Origin of the sequence: Rhodococcus sp. Leaf233 (genome assembly GCF_001426165.1) — a bacterium.
In the GTDB taxonomy this organism is placed as follows: domain Bacteria; phylum Actinomycetota; class Actinomycetes; order Mycobacteriales; family Mycobacteriaceae; genus Rhodococcoides; species Rhodococcoides fascians.
Map to the genome: position 1 here is coordinate 224749 of NZ_LMRO01000014.1, position 24641 is coordinate 249389.

Here is a 24641-nt window from a genome sequence, read left to right on the forward strand (position 1 = left end):
TCCTGTCCCACACCCGAACGTTTCCATTCGACCGAGGAGTACCCATGGCCACCGTTGCACCTGCTGCGACACCGATCCTCGAAGCGAGGGGATTGTCGAGGAGCTTCGGAAACGTGCGCGCCCTCGACGACGCAGACTTCGACATCTACCCGGGTGAGGTCGTCGCCCTCATCGGCGACAACGGCGCAGGCAAGTCCACGATGGTCAAGGCTCTTTCGGGCAGCCTGGCCGTCGACACCGGAGAGATCCTGTTCGACGGCACCGCAGTCGATCTCGACAGTCCGACGGTGGCGGCAGAGCTCGGAATCGAGACGGTGTTCCAGGATCTCGCGCTCGCTCCGCATCTCAACGCGCAACAGAACATGTTTCTCGGACGCGAACTACCGGCCAAAGGGCCGCTCGGCCGCCTCGGTTTCCTCGACGTCTCCACGATGCGCAAGCAATCACAGGATGCGCTCGACGAACTCGGTGCCACCGTCCGCAGCCTCACCGTCCCGGTGGGATCGATGTCCGGCGGCCAGCAACAGGCCATCGCCATCGCGCGTGCCGTCGCCTGGGCCAAGGGCGTCGTCTTTCTCGACGAACCGACCGCCGCCCTCGGTGTGGTGCAGACGCGCAACGTCCTCGACACCATCCGCCGGGTGGCGGACAGGGGAGTGGCCGTGGTGTTCATCAGCCACTCCATGCCGCACGTGATGGAAGTAGCCGACCGCGTCCAGGTGCTGCGGATGGGCAAGCGCGTGGCCACCCTCGACGCCAAGAACACGACCATGGAAGAACTCGTCGGTGCGATGACCGGCGCAACCACCGGAGCAACACGATGAGCAACCAGACCATCTCCCCATCGCTCGAGCCGTTGCCTCCCGGCGACAGGCCGTCACGGCACACGTTCGATCTCGTCGAGTCGCTCGGAAAATTGGCGCGAGTCCAGGTTTTTCAGATCGTGCTCGTGCTGGCGGCGATCTGCCTGGTGTTCTCGATCATGGCCCCCGGCAGCTTCCCCGAATGGGGCAACATCCGGCAGATCATCCAGAACGTCTCCATCCTGGCCGTCCTCGGGATCGGCATGACGTTCGTGATCGTCACCAGCGGCATCGACCTCTCGGTCGGCTCGGTGCTCGTCTTCTCCGGCGTGGTGTCGGCGAAGACGATGGCCGCGATCGGCGGCGACGGCTGGGGCGTGGCGGCCGTCGGCATCGTGGTGGCGCTGGGATGCGGCCTGTGCTGGGGCCTGCTGAACGGATTTCTGATCGGTAAGGCGAAAGTGCCTCCGCTGATCGTCACACTCGGCACACTGGGCGGGGCGCTCGGTCTGTCGCAGGTCATCACCGGCGGCGTCGACATCCGCGACGTACCACCGGTTCTCGTCGACACGATCGGCTACGGAAACCTGCCTGCCACCACCATCCCGTTGATCTCGAGCATCGCCTTGGTGCTGGTCGTCATCTTCGGAATCGTTCTGCACCGCACCAAGTTCGGCCTCTACACCTTCGCCGTCGGCTCCAAAGAGCAGTCCGCTCGCCGCGTCGGCATCAAAGTGGACATGCATCTGGTCAAGATCTACGCACTCTCCGGCACCCTCGCCGGATTGGCGGGCATACTGTCGCTGTCCCAGTACGGCACCACCGCGATCGCCGGCCAGTCCCAGACCAACCTCAATGTCATTGCGGCAGTGGTCATCGGTGGAACAAGCCTCTTCGGCGGCATCGGCACCATGTTCGGCACCGTCGTCGGATTGTTCATTCCGGCCGTACTGCAGAACGGCTTCGTCATCGTCGGAGTACAGCCCTTCTGGCAGCAGGTCGCCGTCGGTGCCGTTCTCATCGCCGCGGTGTACTTCGACCAACGTCGACGCGACGCTGCAAGTCGAGGCCAATCGCCCAGCTCCCTCAAGAGACTCTGGTCTCGAAGTCCCTAGCTTCGGACCGGCCCTGAACTCCCTCACTCGCAACCCCTTACAAGAAAGTCGACCATGATCACATCACGCACCGCCGTCGTTGCACTGAGTGTCGCTTCGGTCTCCGCCATGTTCCTGGCGGGTTGTTCGTCCGACTCCGGAAGCGGTGGCGGCAGCGGCAAGATCGCCTTCATCCAGGGCGTCAGCGGCGACGAGTTCTACATCAGCATGCAGTGCGGAATCGAGGCCGCAGCCAAGGACGCAGGCGTCACCGTCGACACCCAGGGGCCGGTGAAGTTCGACCCGACGCTGCAGAAGCCGATCGTGGATTCGGTTGTGGCATCACGGCCGTCGGCCATTCTCATCGCGCCCACCGACGTCGCCGCCATGCAGGCACCCCTCGAGGCAGCCTCCAAGGCCGGTATCAAGGTCGTCCTCGTCGACACCACTCTCGAAGATCCGTCCATCGCGGTGTCCTCCATCTCGTCCGACAACAAGGGCGGTGGCGCAGAGGCATTCAGTGCCATCGAGCGGCTCAGTCCGGCAGGCGGCAAGGTACTGGTGATCTCCACCGATCCGGGAGTCTCCACCGCCGACGCCCGAGTGGAAGGCTTCGAGGAAGCCGTCGGAGCGAACTCGGCCTTCGATTACCTGGGCGTGCAGTACAGCCACAACGATCCGGCCGAAGCCGCCCGGCTGGTCTCGGCTGCACTGGCCAAGGACCCCGACATCGTCGGCATCTTCGCTGCCAACACCTTTGCGGCCGAAGGCACCGCAACCGGAGTTCGGCAGGCGGGCAAGCAGGATCAGGTCAAGATCGTCGGCTTCGATGCGGGCCCGGCGCAGGTCAAGCAGCTTCGTGAGGGAACGGTGCAGGCCCTGATCGCTCAGCAGCCCGGCACCATCGGCACCGATGGCGTCGAGCAGGCCATGGCTGCCATCGACGACAAGCCGGTCACCGCCGACATCTCCACCGGTTTCCACGTCATCACCGCCGACAACATCGACGGCGAAGGCGCACAGTACGTCTACAAGTCGTCTTGCTGATTCACCCCTGAACTGCGGTGGTGCTCCTGGTGGCGGAACCTGCCCGGGAGCGCCACCGCTCACCACGTCCGTTTCATCTTCAGCCGACTCGAGGACCGAAGTCATGACCGAGCTTCGTCGCACCACGTTGGAACACCTACCGGCGACCGTCGCGAGGCCCGAGTACGATGCGGAGGAACTGCACTGCGGTGTGGTTCATTTCGGTGTCGGTGCGTTTCACCGCGCACATCAGGCGGTCTACTTCGACCGATTGCTCGCGGCCGGGCACCTGGACTGGGCGCTGTGCGGGGTAGGAGTACTGCCCCAGGACAAGAGAATCGGAGAGGTCCTCGACGCCCAGGACTACCTCTACACACTCGTGACCGTCGACCCCGACGGCAAACGTGACGCCCGAATCGTCGGCTCCGTCGCCGATTTCGTTTTCGCACCCGACGATCCGCAGGCCCTCATCGATGTGCTCAGTTCACCGTCCACGATGATCGTGTCCCTGACCATCACCGAAGGCGGTTACGGCGTCGACGATCTGACGGGAGCGTTCGAGCCCACCGACCCGTCGGTGCTGGCGGATCTCGAGGATATCTCCATACCGACGAGCGTCTTCGGTTTTCTGACCGTGGCTCTCGCCACCCGTCGATTCCACGGAGTTCCGCCGTTCACCGTGATGTCGTGCGACAACATCGTCCACAACGGAGCGGTCACTCGCACCGCGCTGACGTCCTTCGCGCGCCACCACGACAGCGACTTGGCCGACTGGATCGATGCCACGACCGCGTTCCCCAATTCGATGGTCGACCGCATCACCCCGGCCACGACGCCCACCGTCGTCGACGACCTACGACGTGATTTCGGCATCGACGACCGCTGGCCCGTTCAGTCGGAATCGTTCTCGCAGTGGGTACTCGAAGACACCTTCTCGTTCGGGCGGCCACCGTTCGACGCAGTAGGAGTGCAACTCGTCTCCGATGTCGCACCGTACGAGCACATGAAACTTCGGCTGCTCAATGGATCCCACCAGGCCATGAGCTACCTCGGCATCCTCGCCGGATACACCCACGTTCACGAGGTGATGGCGGATCCGGACATGCGTGAATTCGTCGCATCGTACATGCGTGCGGAGGCTGCCCCGACGCTCGCGCCGGTGCCGGGGATAGACCTCGACACCTACATAGAGCAACTGCTGCAACGATTTTCGAGTCTGGCCGTTCGAGACACCCTCGAACGTCAGATCGTCGACGCCTCCGCGCGAATCCCGAAATTCGTGCTGCCGGTACTGCGAGATCGGTTGGCGCACGATCGGACCGTCGATCATTGCGCGTTGATACTCGCCGGATGGTGTGGGGTGTACGAGCGTGGGGACGTTCCCATGATCGACGCCGATGCGGAGCGTCTGCAGCGACTGTCGTGGGAGGACCACGACAATCCCGGAGCATTCCTGACCAATCGCGCAGTGTTCGGGGACCTCTCGGTTAGTCCGCGACTACGAGGTGCGTACCAGCGAGCCAAGCGTTCGCTGCAGGACAACGGTGCCAGGGGCGCGGTACGACGACTGCTGGAACAGTCGTCGGTGAGTCACACCTTGTAGTAGACCATCTGGTGACTGGTGGCCAGCAAAACCCCGCCCTCGGTCCACAATTCGGCAGTCTGGTCGAAGTAGCCCTGGTGAAATCGGCGTGCCCGTGCGGTGCCGAGGACGTATCCGTCGGAATGCTGCTCGAGATCCTCGGGCGTAGCGAAGTAATGGGTAGTCAACGAGATCGTCCCAGCCGGAACATACTTGCCGAGCCGCTGGAAGATCCGCGGATAGAACACATCGCTCAGCGAGGTCAGGGCCGCGAAGTCCATTGGCCGCGGTGGTGTATCGCGGATCCACAGAGTTTCGGTCGAGTCAGCGGACTCCTGATCGCTCAGTGCGCCGTGCACGAAACGCATCTCGTAGTTCTGTGCCCACGCGATGGCGTCGGGAAGACCGCCCTGCTTCGTGTCGGCGGGGGAGGGAACGTCAGGGACCGCCGCCTCGATGTTGTCCCAGGTCTCCCGACGCGAACCGAACACCGCGGTCGCGGTCGTCGCCACCGCACCGTTCTGAGTCAGTTCGAGATACCAGTGCTGGTTGCTTCGGTTGGTCCGCACAGGGCGAGCTGAGATCTCGAAATCACCCCCGGCGACAGGACCGGCGAAGTTCACCGTCAACGAGACCGGTGTTCCCTGGCCTTCTGGATGCAGTTCGACGGCCCGGATGAACGTGGCCGCGGTGATGCCACCGAACGGGCCGACCATGTTGTTGTACGACGGCGACGTACGTCCGGCGTACGTGCCCTCGCCGACACTCTCGAGTGCGACTGCTACGTCGAACGGGTGCATTGACTCTCCTACGGCCTCGGACGGTGTGCCATCCGATCGTAGTGTCGCCGAGAATCAGTCCAGGTCCTGGCCACGCTTCTCCGGCATCCACACCATCGTCAAGAACGAGATCACGGCTGCTGCAGCGAGATAGTAGAAGAACCAGTCGGCGTGGCCTGCGTCGGACAAGGCATTGACCAGTAGGGGAGCGGTGCCACCGAACAACGCAACCGTGAGGTTGTACCAGGCCCCGATACCTACACCTCGAAGCTCTGCCGGGAAGGCTTCGGCCAGAACGGCAGGAATGATGGCCGAGCACATCGCGAACAGCAGCAGGCCGACGCAGAAGACGATCAGCAGTTTGACGAACGACGGCCCGATCAGCTTGGAGAGCGGGACGATCAGAATCGCGAACAGTGCAGCGTAGGTGAGTAATTGCGGCTTGCGGCCGATTCGGTCCGCGAGAGCACCCATGGGGTACTGCAACGCGACGAACATCGCTGTCGCAATCGACAAGGCCACGAACACGTCGTTGGCCTCCGCTCCGCGCTGCTTGACGGCGTAGGGCGTCATCGCGGAGAAGAACGTGTAGTAGGCGAGAGTGGCGAGGAGAACGAATCCCACGACTTGCAGGACGGCACGAGGATGGTGCTTCATGGTCATCCACAACGGGTTTCGCACGGCCTTCGCCTTCACTGCGTTGCGTTCCTGGTTGTCGGCTTCGGCCATGCCGCGTCGCATCCAGAGTCCCACTACTCCGAGCAGCCCGCCGATGACGAACGGTACGCGCCAGCCCCACGAGCTCAGTTGGTCGTCGTCGAGCACGAAGGTCAGATACGCGCCCAGTAGTGAGGCAAGGAGAATGGCCGTGCCGGTGGAGATGTAATAGAAGGACGAGTATCGCCCCCGCCTGTCGTTCGGGGCGATCTCGGCGAGGTAGGCCGACGCATTGGAGACTTCACCGCCCATCGACATGCCCTGGACGATCCGGGCCAGCAACAGCAGAATCGGAGCGATCCACCCTGCTACGGAAAACGTGGGGAGGACCGCGATCGCGAACGACCCACCCGACATCATCGCGATCGTCAGGATCATTGCCTGACGTCGCCCTCTGAGATCGGAAAAACGTCCGATCAGCAAGCCCCCGAGCGGCCTGAAGAAGAACGCCACCGAGTACGTCGCCAAGGTGCTCAACAGAGCCACAGCCGGGTTGTCACCGGAGAAGATCTGGGTCGCGAAGTAGATCGAGAATGTCGCATAGACCGTCCAGTCGTACCACTCGACGGCATTGCCGATACTGACTGCGAGTAGTTGCTTCTTGGGCATCACGTGCCGAGTGGACGTCGATTCGGACTTCACTGACATGGCGATCTCCTTGTCGGGGGCGTGCGTCGAAAAGCCTATGCCTCCACAGCTCCCGGGTGCGGAACCACCGAGCCCGATTCGCTCAGGGAATGATTCGTTGCCGCCGGAGATCTGTGACGATGCCGGCGAACATCGCCTCGGTGTCCACGAAACGATGAAAACCCATACGGCGGGCCTTGGAGCCGTCGGATATGACGTCGTAGTCCCAGGAGAACACGAAGTCACCGAACGCCCAGGACGACACATCGCGGTAGGGAGTGGGCTTCAGCTCGTGCTCGGCAACGATCGAATTCCACAGTGGCTCTTTGTCGGCCATGACGTCGGCCAGCGACATCGGCAGTGGGGTGGCGGTGTCCAACCCGAAGATGTCCGCGATGCGCGGCCACATGTCGTTCCAGCGGAACAGGTCGCCATTGGTGATGTTGAATGCCTGGTTCGCGCACGCCGGCGTAGTTGCGGCCCAGACGGTCGCTTCGGCGAGCAACGACGCATCGGTCATTTCCAGCAGAGATCCGAAAGCGCCGGGCTTGCCCGGGAACCGCATGGGCACGCCCAGCTTCTTGCACATGGTGGCGTAGACAGCGATGACGGTGGCCAGATTCATCGGATTCCCCAGCGCTACACCGCACACCACCGATGGCCGGATAGCCGACCAGGACCACCTCTTTCCGACCTGACGGCTTTCGAGGAACTGTTGTTGGTCGACGTTGAACTCGGGCGGCATGTGCGGTGGATCGGATTCGCGCGCAGGGGTTTTGAACGGTCCGAGATGCGCGCCGTAGACCTTGTAACCCTGCATCAGGCTGACATGTTCCAGGTTCGGAGAACTGTCCTCGATCACGGTGACCACGTTGACGAGCATCGCCAGATTGGGAGGCACCAGCTCGGCCCACGTGGGGAGTTCCTGGTACGCGGCGTAGAAGATGTGCGTGACGTCTGTCAGGTGCGAGAGTCGGCGTCGAGTCTCGTCGCCGTCGAGCAGGTCCACCGCAATGTGCCGGACGCGTTCGCAGTCGATACCGCCGCGGCGGGACAGGCCGATGATGTTCCAATCCCCGGTCCGCTGCAGGTGTTCGACCAGATTTCCGCCGATCACGCCGTTGGCCCCCACGACTACTGCTGTCTTCATCGGCTTCTCCTTATCTGAATATCGCGATATTGCGATGTCCGAGTAAGTAGACCACAGATCGCGATATTGCGATATTGGAGTACGCTTCGAGGGTGGCTGACGAACTGAATCCAGCGGAGCTTGCGGCAGTGTTCGGTGCTCTCAGCAACCCGGCGCGATTGGCGATCATGCAATGGCTCAAGGAGCCGAGCGACTTTCCGCCGCAGCTCGAACCGGCCGAACAGGTAGGGGTGTGCCTCAAACACATTCAGTCGAGGGCCGGCGTCTCGCAGTCGACTGCCTCGCAATACATGGCGGTGCTACAACGCGCCCACCTGGTGACCAGCACCAAAATCGGGCCCTGGGTGCACTACAAACGCAACGCCGAGTACCTCGACCGATTGGCCGAAACGATCAAGACCGATCTGTGACGTCTCCACTGCGTCGGCGCGACCTCTGTATGTGGCCTGCCAGCAGGTTGATGATGCCGGACAGTGCGATGATGCGCCGACTCTGACGGGCCAGCCATGTCGAAGTGAGGGCTGCGAAACCGGCAAATACGCAGAGGAAGATAGATGCGATGAGTAACGCGTCCCGCTTCATTACAGTAGCCACGACGAACATGGCACCGCCGATTAAGAAGAGGATCAATTCCGTAACCGGTTGTCGCTGAGGCGGATCGGCAGTCACAGTGGGTGTCCCCTCGCGAGATCGACCGCACGAGTGAGCGATGCTGCCTCGAATACCAGACCGTGCGCAGCTGCCGCCGCGGCGGAACGCTCACTCAGTACGACGGGGTCGGTCGCCCGGGCGATCGTCGCGAGATCGATGCGTTGCAGCAGCTTTTTCGTCACGGGCCGCTTGCTGTCCCAGAAAGCCAGAGCAGCAATGAGATCGGTGGCTTCGGGCCCGGTCAGTAACGCGTGGGCGACGGAGCAGGTTGCGGGGTCCTCGAAAGGGAGCAGATAGGTGGCATCGTCGAACACGGCTGGTTTGCCGTCGTAGGGACCGACCATCCTGAATTGTGGAATCTTGTGGAACCCGGAGATCGCAATCTTGTAGGGCGCGAACGTGTACGGGCCTACACCGAAGATGCAGAACCGGGCTCTATTGCGATAGATCGACGACTTCCGCCCGTCGAGCGTCGCGGCGTTGGCGTTGAGGTATGCCCACAACTTCGGTGCGGTGTGCGCCAACTGCTCGGTGTCGTCACCGGTATGCGACTGCGGCACGATCATCCACCTGGATACCGAGTCCAGCTTGTCGCGGTAGACATCGGTGCACTTGAAGAGAGGGAACAGGTAGTCGGCTTCGATGTCCACGCCGGTTCCCAGTTTGGTTCGCGGGCCGCCATTCTCGGCCAACTCCATCACCGCGGTGGCGTCGTGCTTGATGCCTTGCCGCCACACCAGAGGGCTGGTGCCGTCGAAGTGCTTGCTGCGCTGATATGCATCGACGTTCGCGACGAGTTGGCCGTCGACGACTCCGATTCTGTTGTCCGGCTGCGACGCATCGATGCTCGGAAATGTCTCTGCGGTGTAGTCGGTCTGGCCCGGCCCGAGTTCGACAAGGAACCAGCAGGCATCGACCCCTGCGTCGAACCACTTTTTGGCATCGACCATTCGTAGGCTCGAACCGGTCACCGGAAGCTGATGCCGAGCACAGTGCAGCAGAACGTTTCGAGCTACCTGGGTCTTGCAGATCATCGCGATGGTTGCGGGTCGATCTGCGAATTCGGTGAGCAACTTGATCCAAATGAACTCTGCGATATCGAAGTTGGAGCTGCCGGTGATGGCGTCGATGCCGCGAGCGTTCTTCGTGTTCGTGCGTGCGGGTCGATTGGCGGAATCGAGCACCGACAGTTGCGAGTTGGTGACCCACGGTGGGTTGCCGATCACGAGGGTCGCGCCGGGCCCCGAACTCCACTCGATATCTCGGGCCAGATCGAAGTCGAAGATCGACGCTGTGATGATCCTGCCGAATTGTGCTGCTGACGAAGCATACTCGGGCTGCACCTCGATCCCGATGCGCTCTGCTTCGGGGTGACTTTGGGCTATCACCGACAGGAAGTTCCCGACACCGCAGGTGGGTTCGAGGACGCGGGTCCAGTCGCGACGAGGCAGGGCGTTGACCAAGGCGCGCGCCAACTCGGTCGGAGTCTGAAAGTCTCCGAACTCGTTGTTGGGCATCGATGCCTCCGGCAGTGGTGCGGATAGGTTCCTTCTGTGGCACTCAACCACACCACTGCCGGAGGCATTAAAGTGAACGGGGATGAAGTACTCGCGCGTTGCACTGTCGCTGACAACTCTTGTATTCATCGGTGCCCTCATGTGTGTCGCCGTGACTGCAGGTGACGTGTTACCTGCACACTTCACCGGCTCCGGAAGGGTCGACCGCGTGGAGTCCAAGTCATCGTTTCTGCTCACCACGGGTGGCATCGGGTTCGTGCTGATCGGGTTCTTCGCGAGTGTCGGGTGGTGGCTCCCCAGACTTCCGGCCCAGCTCGTGAACTTGCCGAGTCGGCGAATGCACGACTACTGGACTGCGCCCGAAAACAGGCCCACGCTCAATCGCAAAATGGCAGAGGATCTCGACTGGATGGGTGCGGCAACCGCCTTGTTGCTCGCGTGGATCGTCGGGGTGTCCGGTAGTACGGTGGGCGACTCGGTCAGCGTCTGGGTTCTCGCGGTACCGACGACGCTGTACCTGCTGGCCATTCTGGGATACGTGGTGTTCATCATCAAAGGTGGCCGGTACCGCGTTCCGAAGGACTGACTCAGGGAAATGGTTGCAGCATTGCCAGTTTGGTGCCCGACTGCACCAGATAGCCGCCATCGGCGGCGTCGACCAGCGTCTCGAAGCTCATCGATTCGTCGTCCGGAAACATCATCGATGTGGACGCTGTCCACTCGGTCTCACCGGTAGTGATGTCGACCGCGGACAGATCTGTGCCGGACGAGGTCAACAACAGATCGCCATCGTGTCCGAGAACGTTGCCGTTCAGGTCGGCCTGCCACAGATGCTCGCCGTCTCGCAGATCGAGCGCTGTGGTGCCGCTGGATGACTGCAGCAACCCGACATGGCCGATGATGTACCTCAGGGTGGCGTAGGTGCGGGGCTCGTTGAGTTCGTCTCCGGGAGAGTCGTACGACAAGGCGTCGTCGCGCCACAGTTGCTCACCTGTGGTGCGGTCGAAGGCCGCATCGCCGAGAACGATCGGGATCGACGTGTCGGTGGGCTCGTCGATCGAAGGCTGTTGCACGATAGAGCTATCCGATCGGGCTAGGACCGTGCCGTCCAGTCGGAATGCGACGGACCCTTGCGATTCGGAACCCGTACCCTCGCAGTCTTGTAGCGAGGCAATGGCCAGGTCGCCCATGGTGCGTCCCACTGCTCCGAGGCAATCCTCCAGGCTGTCCGTCTTCCACAGTTGCCGGCCGGTCGAGGCGTCGAACGTGGAGAAATCGCCTCCGACATCGAACGTTCCGATCTCTCCATTCACCTCGAGCGCGGTGGCGTAGTCGTCCTCCCAACCGGCCCAAGCATGCAATGGAGCCGTCCAGTCGGCGCTCGGATTTTCCAGCGTTCCGCGGTGCAGGAGTACGTCGTCGTCTTCGAGGTTGCCCGATGTCGTGTACACGCGGTCGTTCGCCACGGTGACGGCGAAAAGATCGAGATCGGTGGGATAGTTCCGCGATTCGCCGGTGGCCGGATCGAAGGTGACGTAGCCCGGAGTTTCGCCCCAGATGGGCTGGTGGCACACGAGTCGTCCGTCGAGCGGCTCGTCGGCGCATGCCGCCAGGTCCGGGGCCGGGGTCTTCCACAGAACTGTGCCGTCGGTGGTGTCGATTCCGACCATGACGGCCTCGTTGTTGCCGGATTCCGACGACACGACGGCCAGTGTGAGAGCTGTACGGCCGATCACTATCGAGCCGAGACCCCAGGCATACATGGAACCGGTACGAGGAGAGGCGAAGGTAGCTCCCTCCAACCCCATGTCCGCCGCATCGACGGCCCACGCCAGCCCGGGTGAGTCGTCCGAGGAGTCGGTGATCTTCTTGATGGTCGTCGATCGTTCCTGTGTCACAACGGCTACCGCAGCACCGACCGACAGCGTCGCGACGATCGCCGCAACGACCAATTTTCTGGTGCCGTTCCATCGCGTCATCGAAGGTCCAATCCTGCTGTGTTCGCCAGGTTTTCGAGCAGTGCCGGATCCTGCACCAGTTCAGTCGTCGACACCGAGATCTCGAGCCCTGACGGCGTGACGACGGAAACCGAGGAGCCTGGTCCGTACTCATCCGGCGACACGAGCTGGGGCTCCTCCGTTGTCGTCGAATCGGATTCGTTGTCAGGCGTGGCCCGGGTAACGCTGATCGTGAGTTGCCCGGCAGTGCTGTTCACCGTCTGACAAAGCCCCGAACTGAATTCACCGGTGTGCAACGCACCCAACGGTGGTGTCGGAGCGAGCGCCGCCGCATCTGCCCGCCGGAGAGCGTCATTGAGCCTAAGGGTCTCGTCGGGGGAGAAGAAGGCAGATGAACTGTCGTCCCAACCGGCGCTGCACTCGGTGACGTTGCCTGGCGTGCCAGGAGGTACCGGAGCTGAGATTCGCAGGTTCGGATCTGTGGCAACGCGAACGAGGTCGTCGAGTGCGAGGGTGAACGCGTTCTCGTCGTCTCCTCCGGCCAGGTAGACGGATACAGTCGAGCGGTCCGCGTGGTACGCGGTGGCCATCCGCGTGTAGGTGCGAGCACCGTTGGTTTCGCTCCACGTGTCGTCGGTATCGACCACCGTGCCGTCCGGCATTGTCCGACGTTCGTCGAGTTGGCCCGCGACGCATGCCGGCGGCTCCGCCGAATCACGCGGTCCCACACCGACGCTGAGGTACTCGGGGTTCTCGCCCCTGGACAGCTGCACCGACGCGTTCGCCGAGTCGAGGACGAAGTCCTGACCCTCCGATGTGGGAATCGGCCCGAAGTACAGTGATTTCGACGCAGAGATGTTCGAGGGAAGTGCGGCCATCAGTGCCTCGGACATGAGATGGGCTTTGGGGCCGCTGTACCAGGGCGCGGATGGGTTGTCGTAGGACTCCTCACCGGTGCTGATCAAGCTGGAGTACGACGGTTCGGTGGAAGCCTCGACGGTGTCGCATCCGGGGATGCTCGCCGACGGATCGACCTCCGGAGTGACGTAGACGTACTCCTGTTGCGGCGGCTCGGGCGTCGGAGTCACCGAAGTCTCTGGTAGCGAGGTCAATTCGGGCTCCTCGGCTGGGGTAGTCAATCCCGCTGCGACCACACCCAATGCCACTACCGATACGATGACGAGTGTGTTGAGCAGCGCGGAATGGCTGCGTTCTGCGGACTTCGTGTCCTCGTCCATGACCCTCGCTCCTCTCGGCACCAGTGCGACGAACGTCGCGCAGTATTCATACCATTCGTTTTGCTAATCGAGGGCTTGGCTTGTCCGCTCCATACCAAACTTTAGATCAGTAAGGTTTGGTATGGTTCATCGATGGCGGATGATCAGGACTCGAGCCGATGGCCTGCGGTCGAATTCGAGCGTCGACCATGGCAGGTGTCCGATACCTACACCTCGCGCGCCCAGCGTCGGCTGCATCAGGGTGACTATCGCGCGTGCGTGCCGGCGCGTATCGCGGACGTGGACCTGACACTGCCCGCGCAGCTGATCGCGGAATCGGAGGACGCGCTCCGTGAAATCGTTCGCTTCGACCAGTACGCCTCGGTGCAACTCGGCTCCTCCGTAGAACTCGCACCGATGAGTTCGATTCTTCTGCGAACGGAAAGCTCGGCGTCCTCGCAGATCGAGAATCTGACCGTGGGAGCCAGGGCACTTGCACTCGCCGAATTGGGTGCGCCCACAACGCGGAACGCCTCGATCGTGTCGGCAAACGTCCGTGCGATGGAAGCAGCACTCGAGGTCGGATCATCGATCGGAGAAGCAAGCGTGCTTCAGATGCACCGATCGCTGATGGAGTCCAACGGCGATCCGTTCCCGGGGCAATGGCGAACTCAGCAAGTCTGGATCGGGGGATCGGACATAGGCCCGCACCGTGCCGCTTTCGTTCCACCGCACCACGACCGGCTTCCGGGTGCACTTGCCGACCTGTTCGAGTTCGCAGCTCGTTCGGACTTGCCCGTCATCCCGCATATCGCCGTCACGCATGCGCAATTCGAAACGCTTCACCCGTTCACGGACGGAAACGGGCGAACGGGCCGAGCCATAGTCCACGCGATGCTGCGGAGGGCAGAAGTGACGGAGCGAGTGACGGTTCCACTGTCTGCTGGGCTCCTCACGGACACCGCAGGCTACTTCCGAAGTCTGGATGCCTACCGCGCCGGGGATGTCGAGGCGATCGTGCGAAGCCTCACCGCTGCCACGTTCCACGCCGTCGAAGGTGGGCGGCGATTGGTAGACGAGCTGTCCGACGTCAGAACCGAGTACACCGATCGCGTCGTCGCACGCAGCGACTCGGTTGTGTGGAAACTACTCGACGCGCTGGTGGCGCAACCGGTCGTCGACAACGCCTACGTACGAAACACTTTCGCCGTCAGCGAGATTGCGGCTCAGCGGGCAATCGACAAGCTGATCGAGGTGGGAATTTTGCACCAGACGTCGAAGGGGCGACGAAACAGGGTGTGGCAGGCCGAGGAGATACTTGCCGCTCTCGACGACTTCGCGGACGGCATCCGGCGGGTCCGATAACACGCACTCGGTCGATGCTCAGTGCACACCGAGACCGTCGAGGAGGAGGTCAGCGACGAAGTTCGCGTTGTCCTGCGGGCTGTTCTGTCGTCGTGTGAAGCATCGCATCAGCAGCGTATTGGTGATGCCTGCTGCGAGATCGACTGGGCTCGAGCTCTTTCGGAACACCCCGCTGTCCTGACCCCGCGCGATGACCGGCCCGATGATTGCCGGCAGGTTGAGTTTCTCCTTGATCGAGATCAACCCCTCCGGCTCGCCGTACGTGTCGTGTGCGACGGCGACGAGGAGAGCGTCCATGAATTCGACTTCGTCGGCGGCGAGCTGCGCGCACCGCAGCATGTGATTTCGTAGAATCGTGAGTTCATCGAGGCCCAGCAACTGGTCGTCGGCTACCGACTCGCGAAGATGATCGACCCGATTCTGCAGGGCTGCAACGATGACGGACGGCTTGGTCGGAAACAGTGTCTTGCAGGCCGTCCTCGGCACTCCTGCGATGTCGGCGACGTCGTCCATTCGCGTCATGAAGTAGCCGCGCTTTCCGAACTCGTCGCGCGCAGCTGTGACGATCGCAGCGCGAGGATCGCGAGGAAGCGGGCGTTCCTCGACCGGTGAATCGACTTCTCCCACATCATCGAGGTGCTGATGACGTCCGGACGTGTCGACGACGGCCCCGAGAAAGGCAAGCACCGCGTCGGACATCACCTCGGCCGATACGGACGCGGCGTCCGCCTGACTGCGGAGGCGAAATCCATCGATGATTGCGTTGACCGTCACTGCGAACGTTCGGGCTGTGAAGGGACGGCGAAAGGCCCCGCCGTCGGGGTCGAACAGTGCCTCGAATGCGTCCAGTACGGCTTCGTCTCGGACGCGGTAAGTGCTGGCGAGTGTCGGAGAAGAAGGCCCGCTGAAAACGTGGTCGAGAAGTGACTCGGTGACTCTGTTCCGGTCGACGAGCGCCGGAAAGTGAAGCGCAACGAGCGCCGACACCGTCGCGCGAATCGATGCACCGCTGGCCGTCGCCTGGGTCCGAACAGTCTCGTGAACGTCGGTGGGCAGCGGCGTGCGGGACAGATGCTCGACCACCTTGTCGAGAAAGTCGGCCTTGGTGCTGAACTTCCGGAAGAACGTCGCTGTCGACGAGTCGGATGCGTGGACGACGTCCTCGACGCGCACACCGCGTTCGAGAATCCTTCGAGGATCCGCGACCAACAATGTGACAGCTGCCTCAACAAAATGGGTGGCAGTCGCGTCGAGCTCGTTCATGAGGACGGTCTTTACCGAGGTGAGGCCGACCACGACGGTGCCGGTGACAGTATTCACTCTCGGGTGAGAGCTAACTCGGTCATTCGTCGGAGTGACGTCACGGAGCGAGTGCGATGTCATTGGCGGTGATCGCACCGCCGGGACAGCGGTGGTGCCCGAAATCAAGGATCTCCATGACAGTTCTCGACATCCGAATCGGCGACGCCCCCGATCCACGGCTCAGCGCTCGTGAAATCGAAGTACTCACCACATGGTTGGTGTCCGACTCCAAGTCGGAGGCGTCGCGGGCGCTCTACCTGGCGATGGGGACCGTGAACACTCACCTGACCCGCATTCGAGCCAAGTATTCCACGGTCGGGCGCAGCGCACCCACCAAAGCGACGTTGCTGGCGAGGGCGCTGCAGGACGGTTTCATCGACATCGACGAGTTGTGAGGGTCTACCGAACCTCAACGCGCCTGGACTTCATTTTCTTGACCACGAACCACGCGATCAACGCCACAACGATGCCGATGACGATGTACTGGAACACCGAGGCGTAGTTCTCGACGTAGTGCCAGTTCTCGCCGAGGAAGTAACCGGCGAGCACGAAGATCGAGTTCCAGATCAGGCTGCCCAGAGTCGTGTACAGCGTGAACTGCAGTATCGGCATCCGTGATACTCCGGCCGGAATGGAAATGCCCGAGCGGACTACCGGGATCATGCGGCCGAAGAACACCGCAGACCGACCGTGACGGGTGAACCAGTCCTCCGCTTTGGTCAGATCCTCGGTTCCGACGAACGGCATCTTCTCGACGATGGCGTACATCCGGTCACGTCCGAGTTTGATGCCCAGCCAGTAGAGAACCAGAGCGCCGAGCACCGATCCGGCCGTCGTCCAGAACAACGCACCGAAGAGCGTCATCCCGCCCTGAGATGCGGTGAAGCCCGCCAACGGCAGGATGATCTCGCTGGGAAGCGGCGGGAAGAAGTTCTCCGCAGCGACGGCAATACCGGCACCGGGACCGCCGATAGCCTCCATCAAACTCACCGCCCACCCGGCGATTCCGCCGAGTTCAGTGCTGGTCGCGGCAAGGGTGGAGAGCTCACTCATGACTACGACTGTACGAAAGGTCTCGACCGAAAATCTGCTCACCAGGAGAAATGCCAAGAAATTGAGACATATGGAACACTTGCGAGGGTGAAACGAGCCCTCCAGGTACTGCCCGTTGTTGCCGCCGCCACACTCCTGCTGGGTGCCTGCGGGTCCTCCGATCCGGAGCCGACCCCCGCTTCCGCTCCCACTGAATCGTCAGCTCCGGCGTCCTCCGCTCCGTCGTCTGTATCGGCTTCGTCCGGCCCATCGAACGCCGGCGTCTACAACCTGCCGGGCACAGGAGTGTTCCCCGAAGGCATCACCGCCGCCGACGACACGTTCTACGTCACCTCCACTTCCGACGGTGCCGTGTTCCGCGGAACCGTCGGATCGCCGGATGTATCGGTGTTCCTGCCCGGCGGTGCGGACGGACGCACTGGCGCTGCCGGGATCGATGTCACCGATGACGACGATCGGCCCGATTACTTGGTGATCGCCGGTGGCGCGACAGGCAAGGTGTGGGTGTACGACGCCAATTCCGGTGATCTGGTGGCAACGTTCACCAACGGTCTCGGCCCCGACGCGACGTTCCTCAACGACGTCGCGATTGCCGACAACGGCGATACCTTTGTGACGGACTCACGCAGCCCGGCGCTGTACCGCATTCCCTTCGATCAGATCGTGGCTGGGACGCAGGACGCTCCGTTGGAACCGTTCGTGAGTTTCGACGGCACTCCGTTTGTATATGGAGACGGGTTCAATGCGAACGGCATCGTCGAGAACGACAACGAGACAGCGCTGATCGTCGTGCAGTCGAGCACCGGCAACCTGTATCGCATCGACAAGACTTCCAAGGAGGTCACACAGGTCGATCTCGGTGGAGCGACGCTCATGAACGGCGATGGCATGGAGATGGACGACGACACGCTGTATGTCGTCCGCAATCGGGACGGTCTGATCTCGAAGGTCGATCTCGACGATGACGGCAGGACCGGCGCGGTCACAGGCGAGATCACCGACGCATCGTTCGCCTACCCCACCACCGTTGCAGCAGTCGATGATCGGCTGCTCGTGGTGAACAGTCAGTTCGACAAGCGTGGGGGAGAACCCGTCGAGCCATTCACCGTCAGCTCTCTTCCCGAGTAGAGCGGCTTCGCCGCATGTGCGCGGAAATTCGTAGCAGAGACCGACTTTCCGCGCACAACGATCCAAGGGGGTTCGAGCAACGGTTCGGGCACCATGGAGGTCGGACGCGACCGACGTCGTCCGTGAGAGGGGTCTTCGTGTCGATTCGTCCGGCCGAGGTCGGCGCCGTGTCGATCGTGTTGGGAGCGCTGGTCGTTCTGGTTCTCGATGCTCACACTGCGTTGCAGACGCCTTCGCATCTTCGGCGCACCATCAGTGAATATGGACTCGGCGCACAGCAGTGGGTGTTCTCGATCGGGGTCGTCCTGCTCGCGTTGGGTTCTGCTTTCACTCTGCTGGCCGCGGTGCGACAACGGCTCACCCGACCCACCTCGGTAGCGTCCTTGTGTCTGATGCTGTGGACTATCGGCCTTGTTGCCGTTGTCGCCGTGCCGAAGCAGGATTGGTCGAACGACGCGTCACTGAGCCTCGGCGGGACGATCCATCGACTCGGTGCGGCAGTGGCGTTCGTCAGCATCCCCGTCGCGGTCTTCGCGTTCTCGCGACCCTGGATTCGGCAGGGGCCATGGACTGTCCGGGCACGAACAACACTGTGGCTGAGCGTGCTGTCCATCTGCACGCTGCTGCCGATCGCATACGCACTTGTTGTCGGTGCCGTCGGCACGCGACCTTGGTATCGGGTGGTCACACTCGGATACGTGGAGCGGGTACTCGTCGTTGCCGAAGTGATCGCATTGATCTCGCTGGCCTTGTGGGTGTGGGCAGCCGAACGTAGGAGTCCTGCTTCCGTGAAGTCAGAGGAGATCGAGGCCTCGCAGCCCGCCTAGGGAACCGATCGCGCGTTGCGTGCGTCCAACCTGTCAGTGCCGTCGGCGTCGAGAGGTTGAATGAATGCGTTTGATGTCCGGACGTCGAATTGCTGTGGCGTGCAGCGCGGTGCTGTTGCTGACGGGATGCGCCGGGTCGACGAATGGAAGCCCGGTCGCGAGCGAGGACACATCCACGTCGGCGGTGACACCGGGTCCACGCGAGCCATTCGATCCATGCACTATCCCGAAATCTGCGGTGACAGCCAGCGGCTTGGACGTGAGTACTGAGCGACCCGACTTCGCGGGCATCACGACGTACCCCGGATGGAAGGGCTGTACTTGGGACGGCACTGCGCTGAACAGCTGGTACTACGTCGCCGTGTTGTCGTCGCTGGAGTCCATCAACGAACTACTGGGCAGTCCTTCGTTCGTGCGCGGTGCGGAGGTGAGCCTCTCGGGCCGCACTGCAGTTCAACTGCGGCACGCAGACGAATTGAAATCCCTGGGTTGCGCAGTTGCTTTCGGCACGGGTGACGGTCTGATCGTGCTCGACCTGCAGAAGAAGGGTTCGCGAGATCTCGAAGGTGAACCCTGCGCCGAGGTCAACCAACACGCGGTCGACTTCGAACCGTATTTGCCGAAGTGAATCAGAAGGGTGCTGACTACCTTGGAGCCATACGGTTTGAATCAGAATCTGGACCACTGGCGGAGTCTTCGAGACCGAGCAGCGGCGGGCGAAGTCGAGGTCGAATCAGGAGTGGCAGAGAGGTGCGACGCTGCGTGCGGCGACTACTTGACGAAGCTGGATCGCATGCTGGAGATGACCGCCTCCCTCGCGTGGCCTGAGTCCTGGGGTGACCTGGACTCGGCCAAACAGCTTCAGGCGAAGTTCACGCGGCTGGCGACAGGAGATGAAGGCTCCGCTCGCTTTGTGATCAAGCAGCAGATCGAGATCATCAAGACCATGCGCGAGTTCTTTCAACACTATTTCGCGAGTGTCGAAGCCGTGGACAGTGCCACCGCGGCAACAGTCGAAGCGCTGTCGCCACCGCGATAGACGAAAAATCCCGACGACCCAGTTGCTCGGTCGTCGGGATCGGTCGTTCGAAACGTCCTGCTAGCGAGCCAGTTCCACTTCGGCTTCCTCGTCGACGAAGGGATCGCCGTTTCGCGGAGCGTTGTAGCGCTTGAGATTCAAGATGCCTTCCCGCTTGGCGACGATGGTCGGCACCAGAGCCTGGCCGGTGACATTGACCGCGGTACGGCCCATGTCGACGATCGGTTCCACTGCGAGCAGCAGGCCGACGCCGGCGAGAGGCAGTCCCAAGGTCGACAGCGTAAGAGTCAGCATCACCGTCGCGCCTGTCGTTCCTGCTGTTGCCGCTGAACCGATCACAGACACGACGATGATCAGCAGGTAGTCGGTGATGGTCAGGTCGATACCGTAGAACTGCGCGACGAACAGTGCTGCGATGGCGGGATAGATTGCCGCGCAACCGTCCATCTTCGTCGTCGCCCCGAGCGGTACCGCGAACGAGGCGTACTCACGCGGAACGCCGAGGTTGCGTTCGGTGACACGCTCGGTGAGAGGCAGAGTGCCGATCGACGACCGCGAGACGAAACCGAGCTGGGTCGCCGGCCACACGCCCGAGTAGAAGGCGCGCACCGAGAGACCATGTGCGCGAACGATCAACGGGTACACCACGAAGAACACAACAGCCAGGCCGACGTAGATCGAGACGGTGAACACCCCGAGCGAACCGATCGCGTCCCAGCCGTAGGTGGCCACAGCATTGCCGATCAGAGCAGCAGTGCCGATCGGCGCGAGGCGAATGATCCACCACAGCACCTTCTGGACAATGGCCAGCAACGAGGCGTTGAACGCGAGGAAGGGCTCGGCCTTCTTGCCGACCTTGAGTGCAGCGATACCGATGGCAGCGGCGATCACCAGCAACTGCAGGATGTTGAAGCTCAACGACGTGGTCGCGGTACCGCTCTCGGCAACCGTGGTCTTCGCGCCGAGCGCGAGGAAGTTGTTCGGCACCAAACCGGTGAGGAACGACCACCAGGATCCGACGCTGGACGGATCTCCTGCCGAGTCCGCCCCAGCGCTGGTCCGCGATCCGGGCTGGGCGACCAGACCGATGACGATGCCGATGATCACTGCAATGAACGCCGTGATGGCGAACCACCACAGCGTCTGGATTGCCAGACGCGCAGCATTCGTGACTTCACGAAGGTTGGCGATGGAACTGACGATGGCCGTGAAGACCAGCGGAATGACCGCGACGGTGAGTAGTTTCACGTAGCTCGAACCGATGGTCGAGAGGGTACCGACCAACCAGTTTTCGTTGCCATCGGCCGCGTCGGGCATCGATCGAGCGATCAGCCCGAACACGACACCGAGTACGAGACCGGCAACGATTTGTGGACCGAACGCGGTTGCCCAGGTAGGGACACGGCGCGTACGGGTAGCGCTGGGCGCAGACATGGTTATGCCTTTCGAAAAGAAGAGACGCCGACACAGGTGGGCGAGAGAATGCTCATCGGGCCGATGTGCCCGACGGAGAGGTTGCGGTCTAGAGGACCGTCAACAGGTAGCGCTGGCTTGCAGACGCAAGTCGACGTAGCGTCGAGAGGTCAGCAGCGGATTCACTGGTAAGACGGTACTCGTCCGACAATCGCCGCGACGGGGCAGGGTTCACTGTGGAATCGATGAGGGTGCGCTGCGCGATCGACGGTTCCCCGATTTCGTGAGCTACGTTGAGGTCTCCGCAGCCGACGAAACGAGATCATGAGTACGACGACAAAGTCCCGAGGACCGGTTCGGCGACTACTGCAAGCGATGTGCGCTGTCGTCGCAGCGCTGGTCGCGGTCGTTCTGGCATCGGCCGGATGGGTTGCGTACGCGACGGCGGGCAAGGTCTACGACGTCGACGACGCACCGGACGCGCCAGTAGGGATCGTTCTCGGTGCCCAGGTGCGCGACGGCAAACCGATGCGCTTTCTCGCCGGTCGGCTCGACACCGCCATTCAGTTGATGGAGGCAGGAAAGATCAAGGCAATCCTTGTCTCCGGTGATGCAGACGGCAAGTCCGGCAACGAGATTCAGGCTATGACCGAGTACCTGATCGAGCATGGAATCGACCCTGACGTCATCATCGGAGACGATCACGGCATCGATACCTACGACACGTGCGCCCGCGCGAAAGAGACGTTCGGCGTCGAACGTGGACTCATCATCAGTCAACCCCTTCACGTCTCGCGCGCCGTGGCGCTGTGCGAGGACATGGATCTGGAGGTCGACGGCGTGACCGCCGATTGCATCGACTGCAACACGCTCGCTGTTGTGCGGAACTACGCACGAGAGTTGTTGGCACGCCCCAAAGCAGTTCTCGATCTGTGGTCCGGTCGTGATCCAGTCGTCGTGTCCCCGCCGAACGATTCACTTGCGACAATCACCGGCAAATGAGTGTGCCCGACGGCGGTATCGCGGTCCCGACCGTCGTACGAGAGTTGGCAGGGTGCGACGGAATCGAACCTGTGTGGTCGAATCTGTTGGGAGGCATGACATTCCGCCTCGGCCAGGCGCGCTACGTCAAGTGGACGCCGGTCGAAAGCTCGATCGACCTGGAAGACGAGCGGTGTCGTCTGGACTGGGTAATTCGGTACACCCCGGTTCCGAAAGTCCTCGAAACCGGTTCGGACGCTACCGGGTCCTGGATGATGACTGAGGCTCTGCCGTGGGAGAACGCCGTCGCCGATCGCTGGATGGAGGACCCGGCCACCGCGGTCCGAGCGGCGGCAACCGGCCTTCGCGCCTTTCACGATGCAGTCCCCGTCGCGCAGTGCCCGTTCGACTGGTCGGTGGTCTCTCGTATCGGCGATCGCGAGTTGCCGGTGAAATCTCCGTCGGTCGATCAACTGGTCGTGTGTCACGGCGACGCCTGCATGCCGAACACCCTGATCGCCGCCGACGGATCCTGCGCAGCGCACGTGGACATGGGCAGCATGGGCGTCGCCGATCGTTGGGCAGACCTGGCACCGGCAATCTGGAGTACCGAGTACAACTTCGGCCGGAGCTACTGCGATGCATTCTTGGATGCGTACGGCATAGACCTCGACCGTGAACGGCTCGATTACTACTTGTGGTTGTGGGAGTCGACCTGATCGGCGACGCGGAGCGTTCGCACCGACGCGACTACAGTGAGCGAGTCGGTTCGACGACTCAGCGAACCCCGTGTTTTACAGGAGTGGACGCTTGAGCTGGATTCGCTTGAACGACGTTGCCAAGGGATACGACCAGAAGGTGATGTTGCGTGAGGTGTTCTTCCGCCTCGCCGACGGCGATCGCATCGGTCTGATCGGCCGCAACGGCACAGGCAAGACCACTCTGCTGCAGCTTCTTCTCGGCCGAGAGACCCCGGATTCGGGGACCGTCGACGTCACCGAGGGCGCTCGCATCGGCTACTTCTCGCAGTTCTCCGAACTGGACGGCGATCGCAGCATTCAAGCGGAGCTCGAATCTCTCTTCGGTGCTGTCCACGCAATCGAGACCGAGTTGGCCGAGGTCGAGGCCGCATTGGGCGGTGACCTGGACGAGAAGCAGATGTACAAGCTCGTCGACCGCCAAGCCGAACTGCTCGACGCCATGGAGAACAGTGGCGGTTGGACCTACCACCAGCAGATCGACACCGTGCTGTCGATGCTGGGATTCAACGCCGAACGACGGGAGCTCCCCGTCGATCGACTGTCCGGTGGCTGGCGCAACCGCGCGGCGTTGGCCAAGATCCTCATCGAGGCCCCGGACGTCCTGCTCCTCGACGAGCCGACGAACTTCCTCGATGTTGCCGGAATCGCGTGGCTCGAACGCTGGCTACGAGACTTCCGCGGTGCGCTACTCGTTGTCTCGCACGACCGCGCATTCCTCGAGCAGGTCGTCACCAGCATCGTCGAAATCGAGAACCATCACCTGCAGACCTATGACGGTAGCTACTCGGAATACGTGCAGCAGAAGCAGTTTCGACTCAAGAACCTCGAACGTGAGTTCAGCAACGAACAGCAGCTGCTGGCCTACGAGCAAGAAGCGATCAGTGATCGTAAGGAAGCAGTGAAGAACCCCAGCGGAGTGCTCAAACGTCGACTGGCGAACATCAAGAAGAGCAAGAGCCCCCGCCCGGTCGACACGGTGGTCACCGCAATCTACGGCGGTTTGCATGTGCACGACAACCTCGCGGAGATCACGGGAATCTCGAAAAGCTTTGGCGAACAACGACTCTTCGAGAACATCTCGTTCACCGTGCACCGCGGTGACCGTATCGCCATCACTGGGCCCAATGGATGCGGAAAGACCACGCTGGTCGACATCCTCGTCGGTGCCGAGCAACCCGACAGTGGCAAGATCAAATGGAAGACCAAGGCACCGTCCTTCATCTATTACAACCAGGTGCTCGCCGATCTCGATCTCGACGACACTGTCTCGCACTCGGTCAACGCGATGCCGGGCAGTCTCGCTCTGACGGCGACGAAGAAAGAAGTCCACCGCTTTCTCACGTTGCTGCAGTTCTCCGAGATGGATCTGAAATCGAAGATCGGCGTGCTGTCCGGAGGGCAGAAGGCACGAGTTGCATTGGCGCAGTGCCTGTTGTTCGGCGCAGGCGTCATCGTGCTCGACGAGCCCACCAACCACCTCGACCTACAGAGCACCCAGGTGCTAGAACGTGCGCTGATGGCCTTCCCCGGTGCTGTGATTCTGGTGAGCCACGACAGGTTCTTCGTCGAGAAGGTGGCATTTCGGCAGCTGTCGTTCGACGGCAAGGGCGGCGTCACCGAAATCGCCGGTGTGCAGATGGCGTGACGAGAG

Annotated in this window: 24 protein-coding genes; 15 read left to right on the forward strand and 9 right to left on the reverse strand. The window is 62.1% G+C overall.

The genetic code is table 11. The annotated features are described in order from the left end of the window. Positions 1–44 precede the first annotated feature (44 nt). The 4 genes from ASH04_RS25010 (at position 45) to ASH04_RS25025 (ending at position 4526) form a co-directional block, all read left to right on the forward strand. Positions 45–824 (forward strand): ATP-binding cassette domain-containing protein, encoded by a 780-nt coding sequence (locus ASH04_RS25010; protein ID WP_032364377.1) that lies wholly within the window; start codon positions 45–47, stop codon positions 822–824. Then, positions 821–1918, forward strand: a complete 1098-nt coding sequence (locus ASH04_RS25015) for an ABC transporter permease (protein ID WP_032364378.1) — start codon at positions 821–823, stop codon at positions 1916–1918. Before ASH04_RS25010 ends, ASH04_RS25015 begins: the two co-directional genes overlap by 4 nt. A gap of 54 nt (positions 1919–1972) precedes the next feature. Then, on the forward strand, positions 1973–2944 hold the full coding sequence (locus ASH04_RS25020) for an ABC transporter substrate-binding protein (RefSeq protein ID WP_032364379.1): 972 nt from the start codon (positions 1973–1975) through the stop codon (positions 2942–2944). A 103-nt stretch (positions 2945–3047) separates the two neighbouring features. Continuing rightward, positions 3048–4526 (forward strand): mannitol dehydrogenase family protein, encoded by a 1479-nt coding sequence (locus ASH04_RS25025; RefSeq protein WP_057474862.1) that lies wholly within the window; start codon positions 3048–3050, stop codon positions 4524–4526. Here ASH04_RS25025 and ASH04_RS25030 read toward each other — a convergent pair. From ASH04_RS25030 to ASH04_RS25040, 3 genes are all read right to left on the reverse strand, one after another. Next, positions 4514–5305 carry an acyl-CoA thioesterase gene (locus ASH04_RS25030; RefSeq protein WP_057474863.1) on the reverse strand — a complete coding sequence of 264 codons (792 nt, stop codon included), beginning with the start codon at positions 5303–5305 and terminating at the stop codon, positions 4514–4516. The genes ASH04_RS25025 and ASH04_RS25030 overlap by 13 nt on opposite strands. 54 nt (positions 5306–5359) lie before the next feature. Then, a complete protein-coding gene (locus ASH04_RS25035) occupies positions 5360–6649 on the reverse strand; it encodes an MFS transporter (protein WP_032368944.1) in 1290 nt (429 codons plus the stop codon). Between the two features lie 82 nt (positions 6650–6731). After that, entirely contained in the window at positions 6732–7778 is a 1047-nt protein-coding gene (locus tag ASH04_RS25040; RefSeq protein WP_057474864.1) for an SDR family oxidoreductase, read from the reverse strand. Positions 7779–7945: 167 nt separating this feature from the next. Between ASH04_RS25040 and ASH04_RS25045 the strand changes: the two genes are divergently transcribed. Next, on the forward strand, positions 7946–8188 hold the full coding sequence (locus tag ASH04_RS25045; protein ID WP_371831438.1) for an ArsR/SmtB family transcription factor: 243 nt from the start codon (positions 7946–7948) through the stop codon (positions 8186–8188). Between the two features lie 255 nt (positions 8189–8443). Here the strand turns inward: ASH04_RS25045 and ASH04_RS25055 are convergent, their stop codons facing one another. Further along, positions 8444–9946 (reverse strand): modification methylase NspV, encoded by a 1503-nt coding sequence (locus ASH04_RS25055; RefSeq protein ID WP_057474866.1) that lies wholly within the window; start codon positions 9944–9946, stop codon positions 8444–8446. 82 nt (positions 9947–10028) lie between these two features. Here ASH04_RS25055 and ASH04_RS25060 point away from each other — a divergent pair, with 82 nt between their 5' ends. After that, positions 10029–10532 (forward strand): hypothetical protein, encoded by a 504-nt coding sequence (locus tag ASH04_RS25060; protein WP_032364385.1) that lies wholly within the window; start codon positions 10029–10031, stop codon positions 10530–10532. A 1-nt stretch (position 10533) separates the two neighbouring features. Here the strand turns inward: ASH04_RS25060 and ASH04_RS25065 are convergent, their stop codons facing one another. After that, positions 10534–11925 carry an outer membrane protein assembly factor BamB family protein gene (locus tag ASH04_RS25065; RefSeq protein ID WP_057474867.1) on the reverse strand — a complete coding sequence of 464 codons (1392 nt, stop codon included), beginning with the start codon at positions 11923–11925 and terminating at the stop codon, positions 10534–10536. Continuing rightward, positions 11922–13142: a hypothetical protein gene (locus ASH04_RS25070; protein ID WP_057474868.1), complete on the reverse strand. Its 1221-nt coding sequence runs from the start codon at positions 13140–13142 to the stop codon at positions 11922–11924. The genes ASH04_RS25065 and ASH04_RS25070 overlap by 4 nt, the downstream gene beginning before the upstream one ends. Positions 13143–13274: 132 nt before the next feature. On the opposite strand from ASH04_RS25070, the gene ASH04_RS25075 reads away from it, so the two are divergent. Further along, the gene (locus ASH04_RS25075) at positions 13275–14486 is read left to right on the forward strand and encodes a Fic family protein (protein WP_057474869.1); all 1212 of its coding nucleotides are present in this window, start codon (positions 13275–13277) and stop codon (positions 14484–14486) included. An 18-nt stretch (positions 14487–14504) separates the two neighbouring features. Here the strand turns inward: ASH04_RS25075 and ASH04_RS25080 are convergent, their stop codons facing one another. Continuing rightward, positions 14505–15749: a TetR family transcriptional regulator C-terminal domain-containing protein gene (locus ASH04_RS25080; RefSeq protein ID WP_057474916.1), complete on the reverse strand. Its 1245-nt coding sequence runs from the start codon at positions 15747–15749 to the stop codon at positions 14505–14507. A 173-nt stretch (positions 15750–15922) separates the two neighbouring features. Here ASH04_RS25080 and ASH04_RS25085 point away from each other — a divergent pair, with 173 nt between their 5' ends. After that, complete coding sequence (locus tag ASH04_RS25085) at positions 15923–16183, forward strand: LuxR C-terminal-related transcriptional regulator (RefSeq protein ID WP_057474870.1); 261 nt, start codon at positions 15923–15925, stop codon at positions 16181–16183. A 4-nt stretch (positions 16184–16187) separates the two neighbouring features. Here ASH04_RS25085 and ASH04_RS25090 read toward each other — a convergent pair whose 3' ends face one another. Continuing rightward, positions 16188–16841, reverse strand: coding sequence for a DedA family protein (locus ASH04_RS25090; RefSeq protein ID WP_032384898.1), 654 nt, complete (start codon positions 16839–16841; stop codon positions 16188–16190). Positions 16842–16928: 87 nt separating this feature from the next. Between ASH04_RS25090 and ASH04_RS25095 the strand changes: the two genes are divergently transcribed. The 4 genes from ASH04_RS25095 to ASH04_RS26740 all read left to right on the forward strand — a co-directional run bounded on the left by ASH04_RS25095 (position 16929) and on the right by ASH04_RS26740 (position 19835). Further along, on the forward strand, positions 16929–17969 hold the full coding sequence (locus ASH04_RS25095) for a hypothetical protein (RefSeq protein WP_057474871.1): 1041 nt from the start codon (positions 16929–16931) through the stop codon (positions 17967–17969). 137 nt (positions 17970–18106) lie between these two features. Further along, positions 18107–18796 (forward strand): DUF998 domain-containing protein, encoded by a 690-nt coding sequence (locus ASH04_RS25100; RefSeq protein ID WP_235580095.1) that lies wholly within the window; start codon positions 18107–18109, stop codon positions 18794–18796. Positions 18797–18869: 73 nt separating this feature from the next. After that, positions 18870–19424: a DUF3558 domain-containing protein gene (locus ASH04_RS25105; RefSeq protein WP_235580099.1), complete on the forward strand. Its 555-nt coding sequence runs from the start codon at positions 18870–18872 to the stop codon at positions 19422–19424. Positions 19425–19589: 165 nt separating this feature from the next. Further along, the gene (locus ASH04_RS26740; protein WP_143537157.1) at positions 19590–19835 is read left to right on the forward strand and encodes a hypothetical protein; all 246 of its coding nucleotides are present in this window, start codon (positions 19590–19592) and stop codon (positions 19833–19835) included. A 60-nt stretch (positions 19836–19895) separates the two neighbouring features. On the opposite strand, the gene ASH04_RS25115 is transcribed toward ASH04_RS26740, so the two are convergent. After that, the gene (locus tag ASH04_RS25115) at positions 19896–21269 is read right to left on the reverse strand and encodes a dicarboxylate/amino acid:cation symporter (protein WP_057474874.1); all 1374 of its coding nucleotides are present in this window, start codon (positions 21267–21269) and stop codon (positions 19896–19898) included. 303 nt (positions 21270–21572) lie between these two features. Here ASH04_RS25115 and ASH04_RS25120 point away from each other — a divergent pair, with 303 nt between their 5' ends. The 3 genes from ASH04_RS25120 to ASH04_RS25130 all read left to right on the forward strand — a co-directional run bounded on the left by ASH04_RS25120 (position 21573) and on the right by ASH04_RS25130 (position 24635). Continuing rightward, the gene (locus ASH04_RS25120) at positions 21573–22250 is read left to right on the forward strand and encodes a SanA/YdcF family protein (RefSeq protein ID WP_057474875.1); all 678 of its coding nucleotides are present in this window, start codon (positions 21573–21575) and stop codon (positions 22248–22250) included. Beyond that, positions 22247–22948 (forward strand): aminoglycoside 3'-phosphotransferase, encoded by a 702-nt coding sequence (locus tag ASH04_RS25125; RefSeq protein ID WP_057474876.1) that lies wholly within the window; start codon positions 22247–22249, stop codon positions 22946–22948. The genes ASH04_RS25120 and ASH04_RS25125 overlap by 4 nt, the downstream gene beginning before the upstream one ends. Before the next feature lie 91 nt (positions 22949–23039). Further along, on the forward strand, positions 23040–24635 hold the full coding sequence (locus ASH04_RS25130) for an ABC-F family ATP-binding cassette domain-containing protein (RefSeq protein ID WP_032384902.1): 1596 nt from the start codon (positions 23040–23042) through the stop codon (positions 24633–24635). The last annotated feature ends 6 nt before the right edge of the window (positions 24636–24641 follow it).

What these genes read in the sequence shown, in the direction of transcription:
- ASH04_RS25010 (WP_032364377.1), top strand. Translation starts at nt 45, where the DNA reads ATGGCCACCGTTGCACCTGCTGCGACACCGATCCTCGAAGCGAGGGGA.
- ASH04_RS25015 (WP_032364378.1), top strand. Translation starts at nt 821, where the DNA reads ATGAGCAACCAGACCATCTCCCCATCGCTCGAGCCGTTGCCTCCCGGC.
- ASH04_RS25020 (WP_032364379.1), top strand. Translation starts at nt 1,973, where the DNA reads ATGATCACATCACGCACCGCCGTCGTTGCACTGAGTGTCGCTTCGGTC.
- ASH04_RS25025 (WP_057474862.1), top strand. Translation starts at nt 3,048, where the DNA reads ATGACCGAGCTTCGTCGCACCACGTTGGAACACCTACCGGCGACCGTC.
- ASH04_RS25030 (WP_057474863.1), bottom strand. Translation starts at nt 5,305, where the DNA reads ATGCACCCGTTCGACGTAGCAGTCGCACTCGAGAGTGTCGGCGAGGGC.
- ASH04_RS25035 (WP_032368944.1), bottom strand. Translation starts at nt 6,649, where the DNA reads ATGTCAGTGAAGTCCGAATCGACGTCCACTCGGCACGTGATGCCCAAG.
- ASH04_RS25040 (WP_057474864.1), bottom strand. Translation starts at nt 7,778, where the DNA reads ATGAAGACAGCAGTAGTCGTGGGGGCCAACGGCGTGATCGGCGGAAAT.
- ASH04_RS25045 (WP_371831438.1), top strand. Translation starts at nt 7,946, where the DNA reads ATGCAATGGCTCAAGGAGCCGAGCGACTTTCCGCCGCAGCTCGAACCG.
- ASH04_RS25055 (WP_057474866.1), bottom strand. Translation starts at nt 9,946, where the DNA reads ATGCCCAACAACGAGTTCGGAGACTTTCAGACTCCGACCGAGTTGGCG.
- ASH04_RS25060 (WP_032364385.1), top strand. Translation starts at nt 10,029, where the DNA reads ATGAAGTACTCGCGCGTTGCACTGTCGCTGACAACTCTTGTATTCATC.
- ASH04_RS25065 (WP_057474867.1), bottom strand. Translation starts at nt 11,925, where the DNA reads ATGACGCGATGGAACGGCACCAGAAAATTGGTCGTTGCGGCGATCGTC.
- ASH04_RS25070 (WP_057474868.1), bottom strand. Translation starts at nt 13,142, where the DNA reads ATGGACGAGGACACGAAGTCCGCAGAACGCAGCCATTCCGCGCTGCTC.
- ASH04_RS25075 (WP_057474869.1), top strand. Translation starts at nt 13,275, where the DNA reads ATGGCGGATGATCAGGACTCGAGCCGATGGCCTGCGGTCGAATTCGAG.
- ASH04_RS25080 (WP_057474916.1), bottom strand. Translation starts at nt 15,749, where the DNA reads ATGAACGAGCTCGACGCGACTGCCACCCATTTTGTTGAGGCAGCTGTC.
- ASH04_RS25085 (WP_057474870.1), top strand. Translation starts at nt 15,923, where the DNA reads ATGACAGTTCTCGACATCCGAATCGGCGACGCCCCCGATCCACGGCTC.
- ASH04_RS25090 (WP_032384898.1), bottom strand. Translation starts at nt 16,841, where the DNA reads ATGAGTGAGCTCTCCACCCTTGCCGCGACCAGCACTGAACTCGGCGGA.
- ASH04_RS25105 (WP_235580099.1), top strand. Translation starts at nt 18,870, where the DNA reads ATGTCCGGACGTCGAATTGCTGTGGCGTGCAGCGCGGTGCTGTTGCTG.
- ASH04_RS26740 (WP_143537157.1), top strand. Translation starts at nt 19,590, where the DNA reads ATGCTGGAGATGACCGCCTCCCTCGCGTGGCCTGAGTCCTGGGGTGAC.
- ASH04_RS25115 (WP_057474874.1), bottom strand. Translation starts at nt 21,269, where the DNA reads ATGTCTGCGCCCAGCGCTACCCGTACGCGCCGTGTCCCTACCTGGGCA.
- ASH04_RS25120 (WP_057474875.1), top strand. Translation starts at nt 21,573, where the DNA reads ATGAGTACGACGACAAAGTCCCGAGGACCGGTTCGGCGACTACTGCAA.
- ASH04_RS25125 (WP_057474876.1), top strand. Translation starts at nt 22,247, where the DNA reads ATGAGTGTGCCCGACGGCGGTATCGCGGTCCCGACCGTCGTACGAGAG.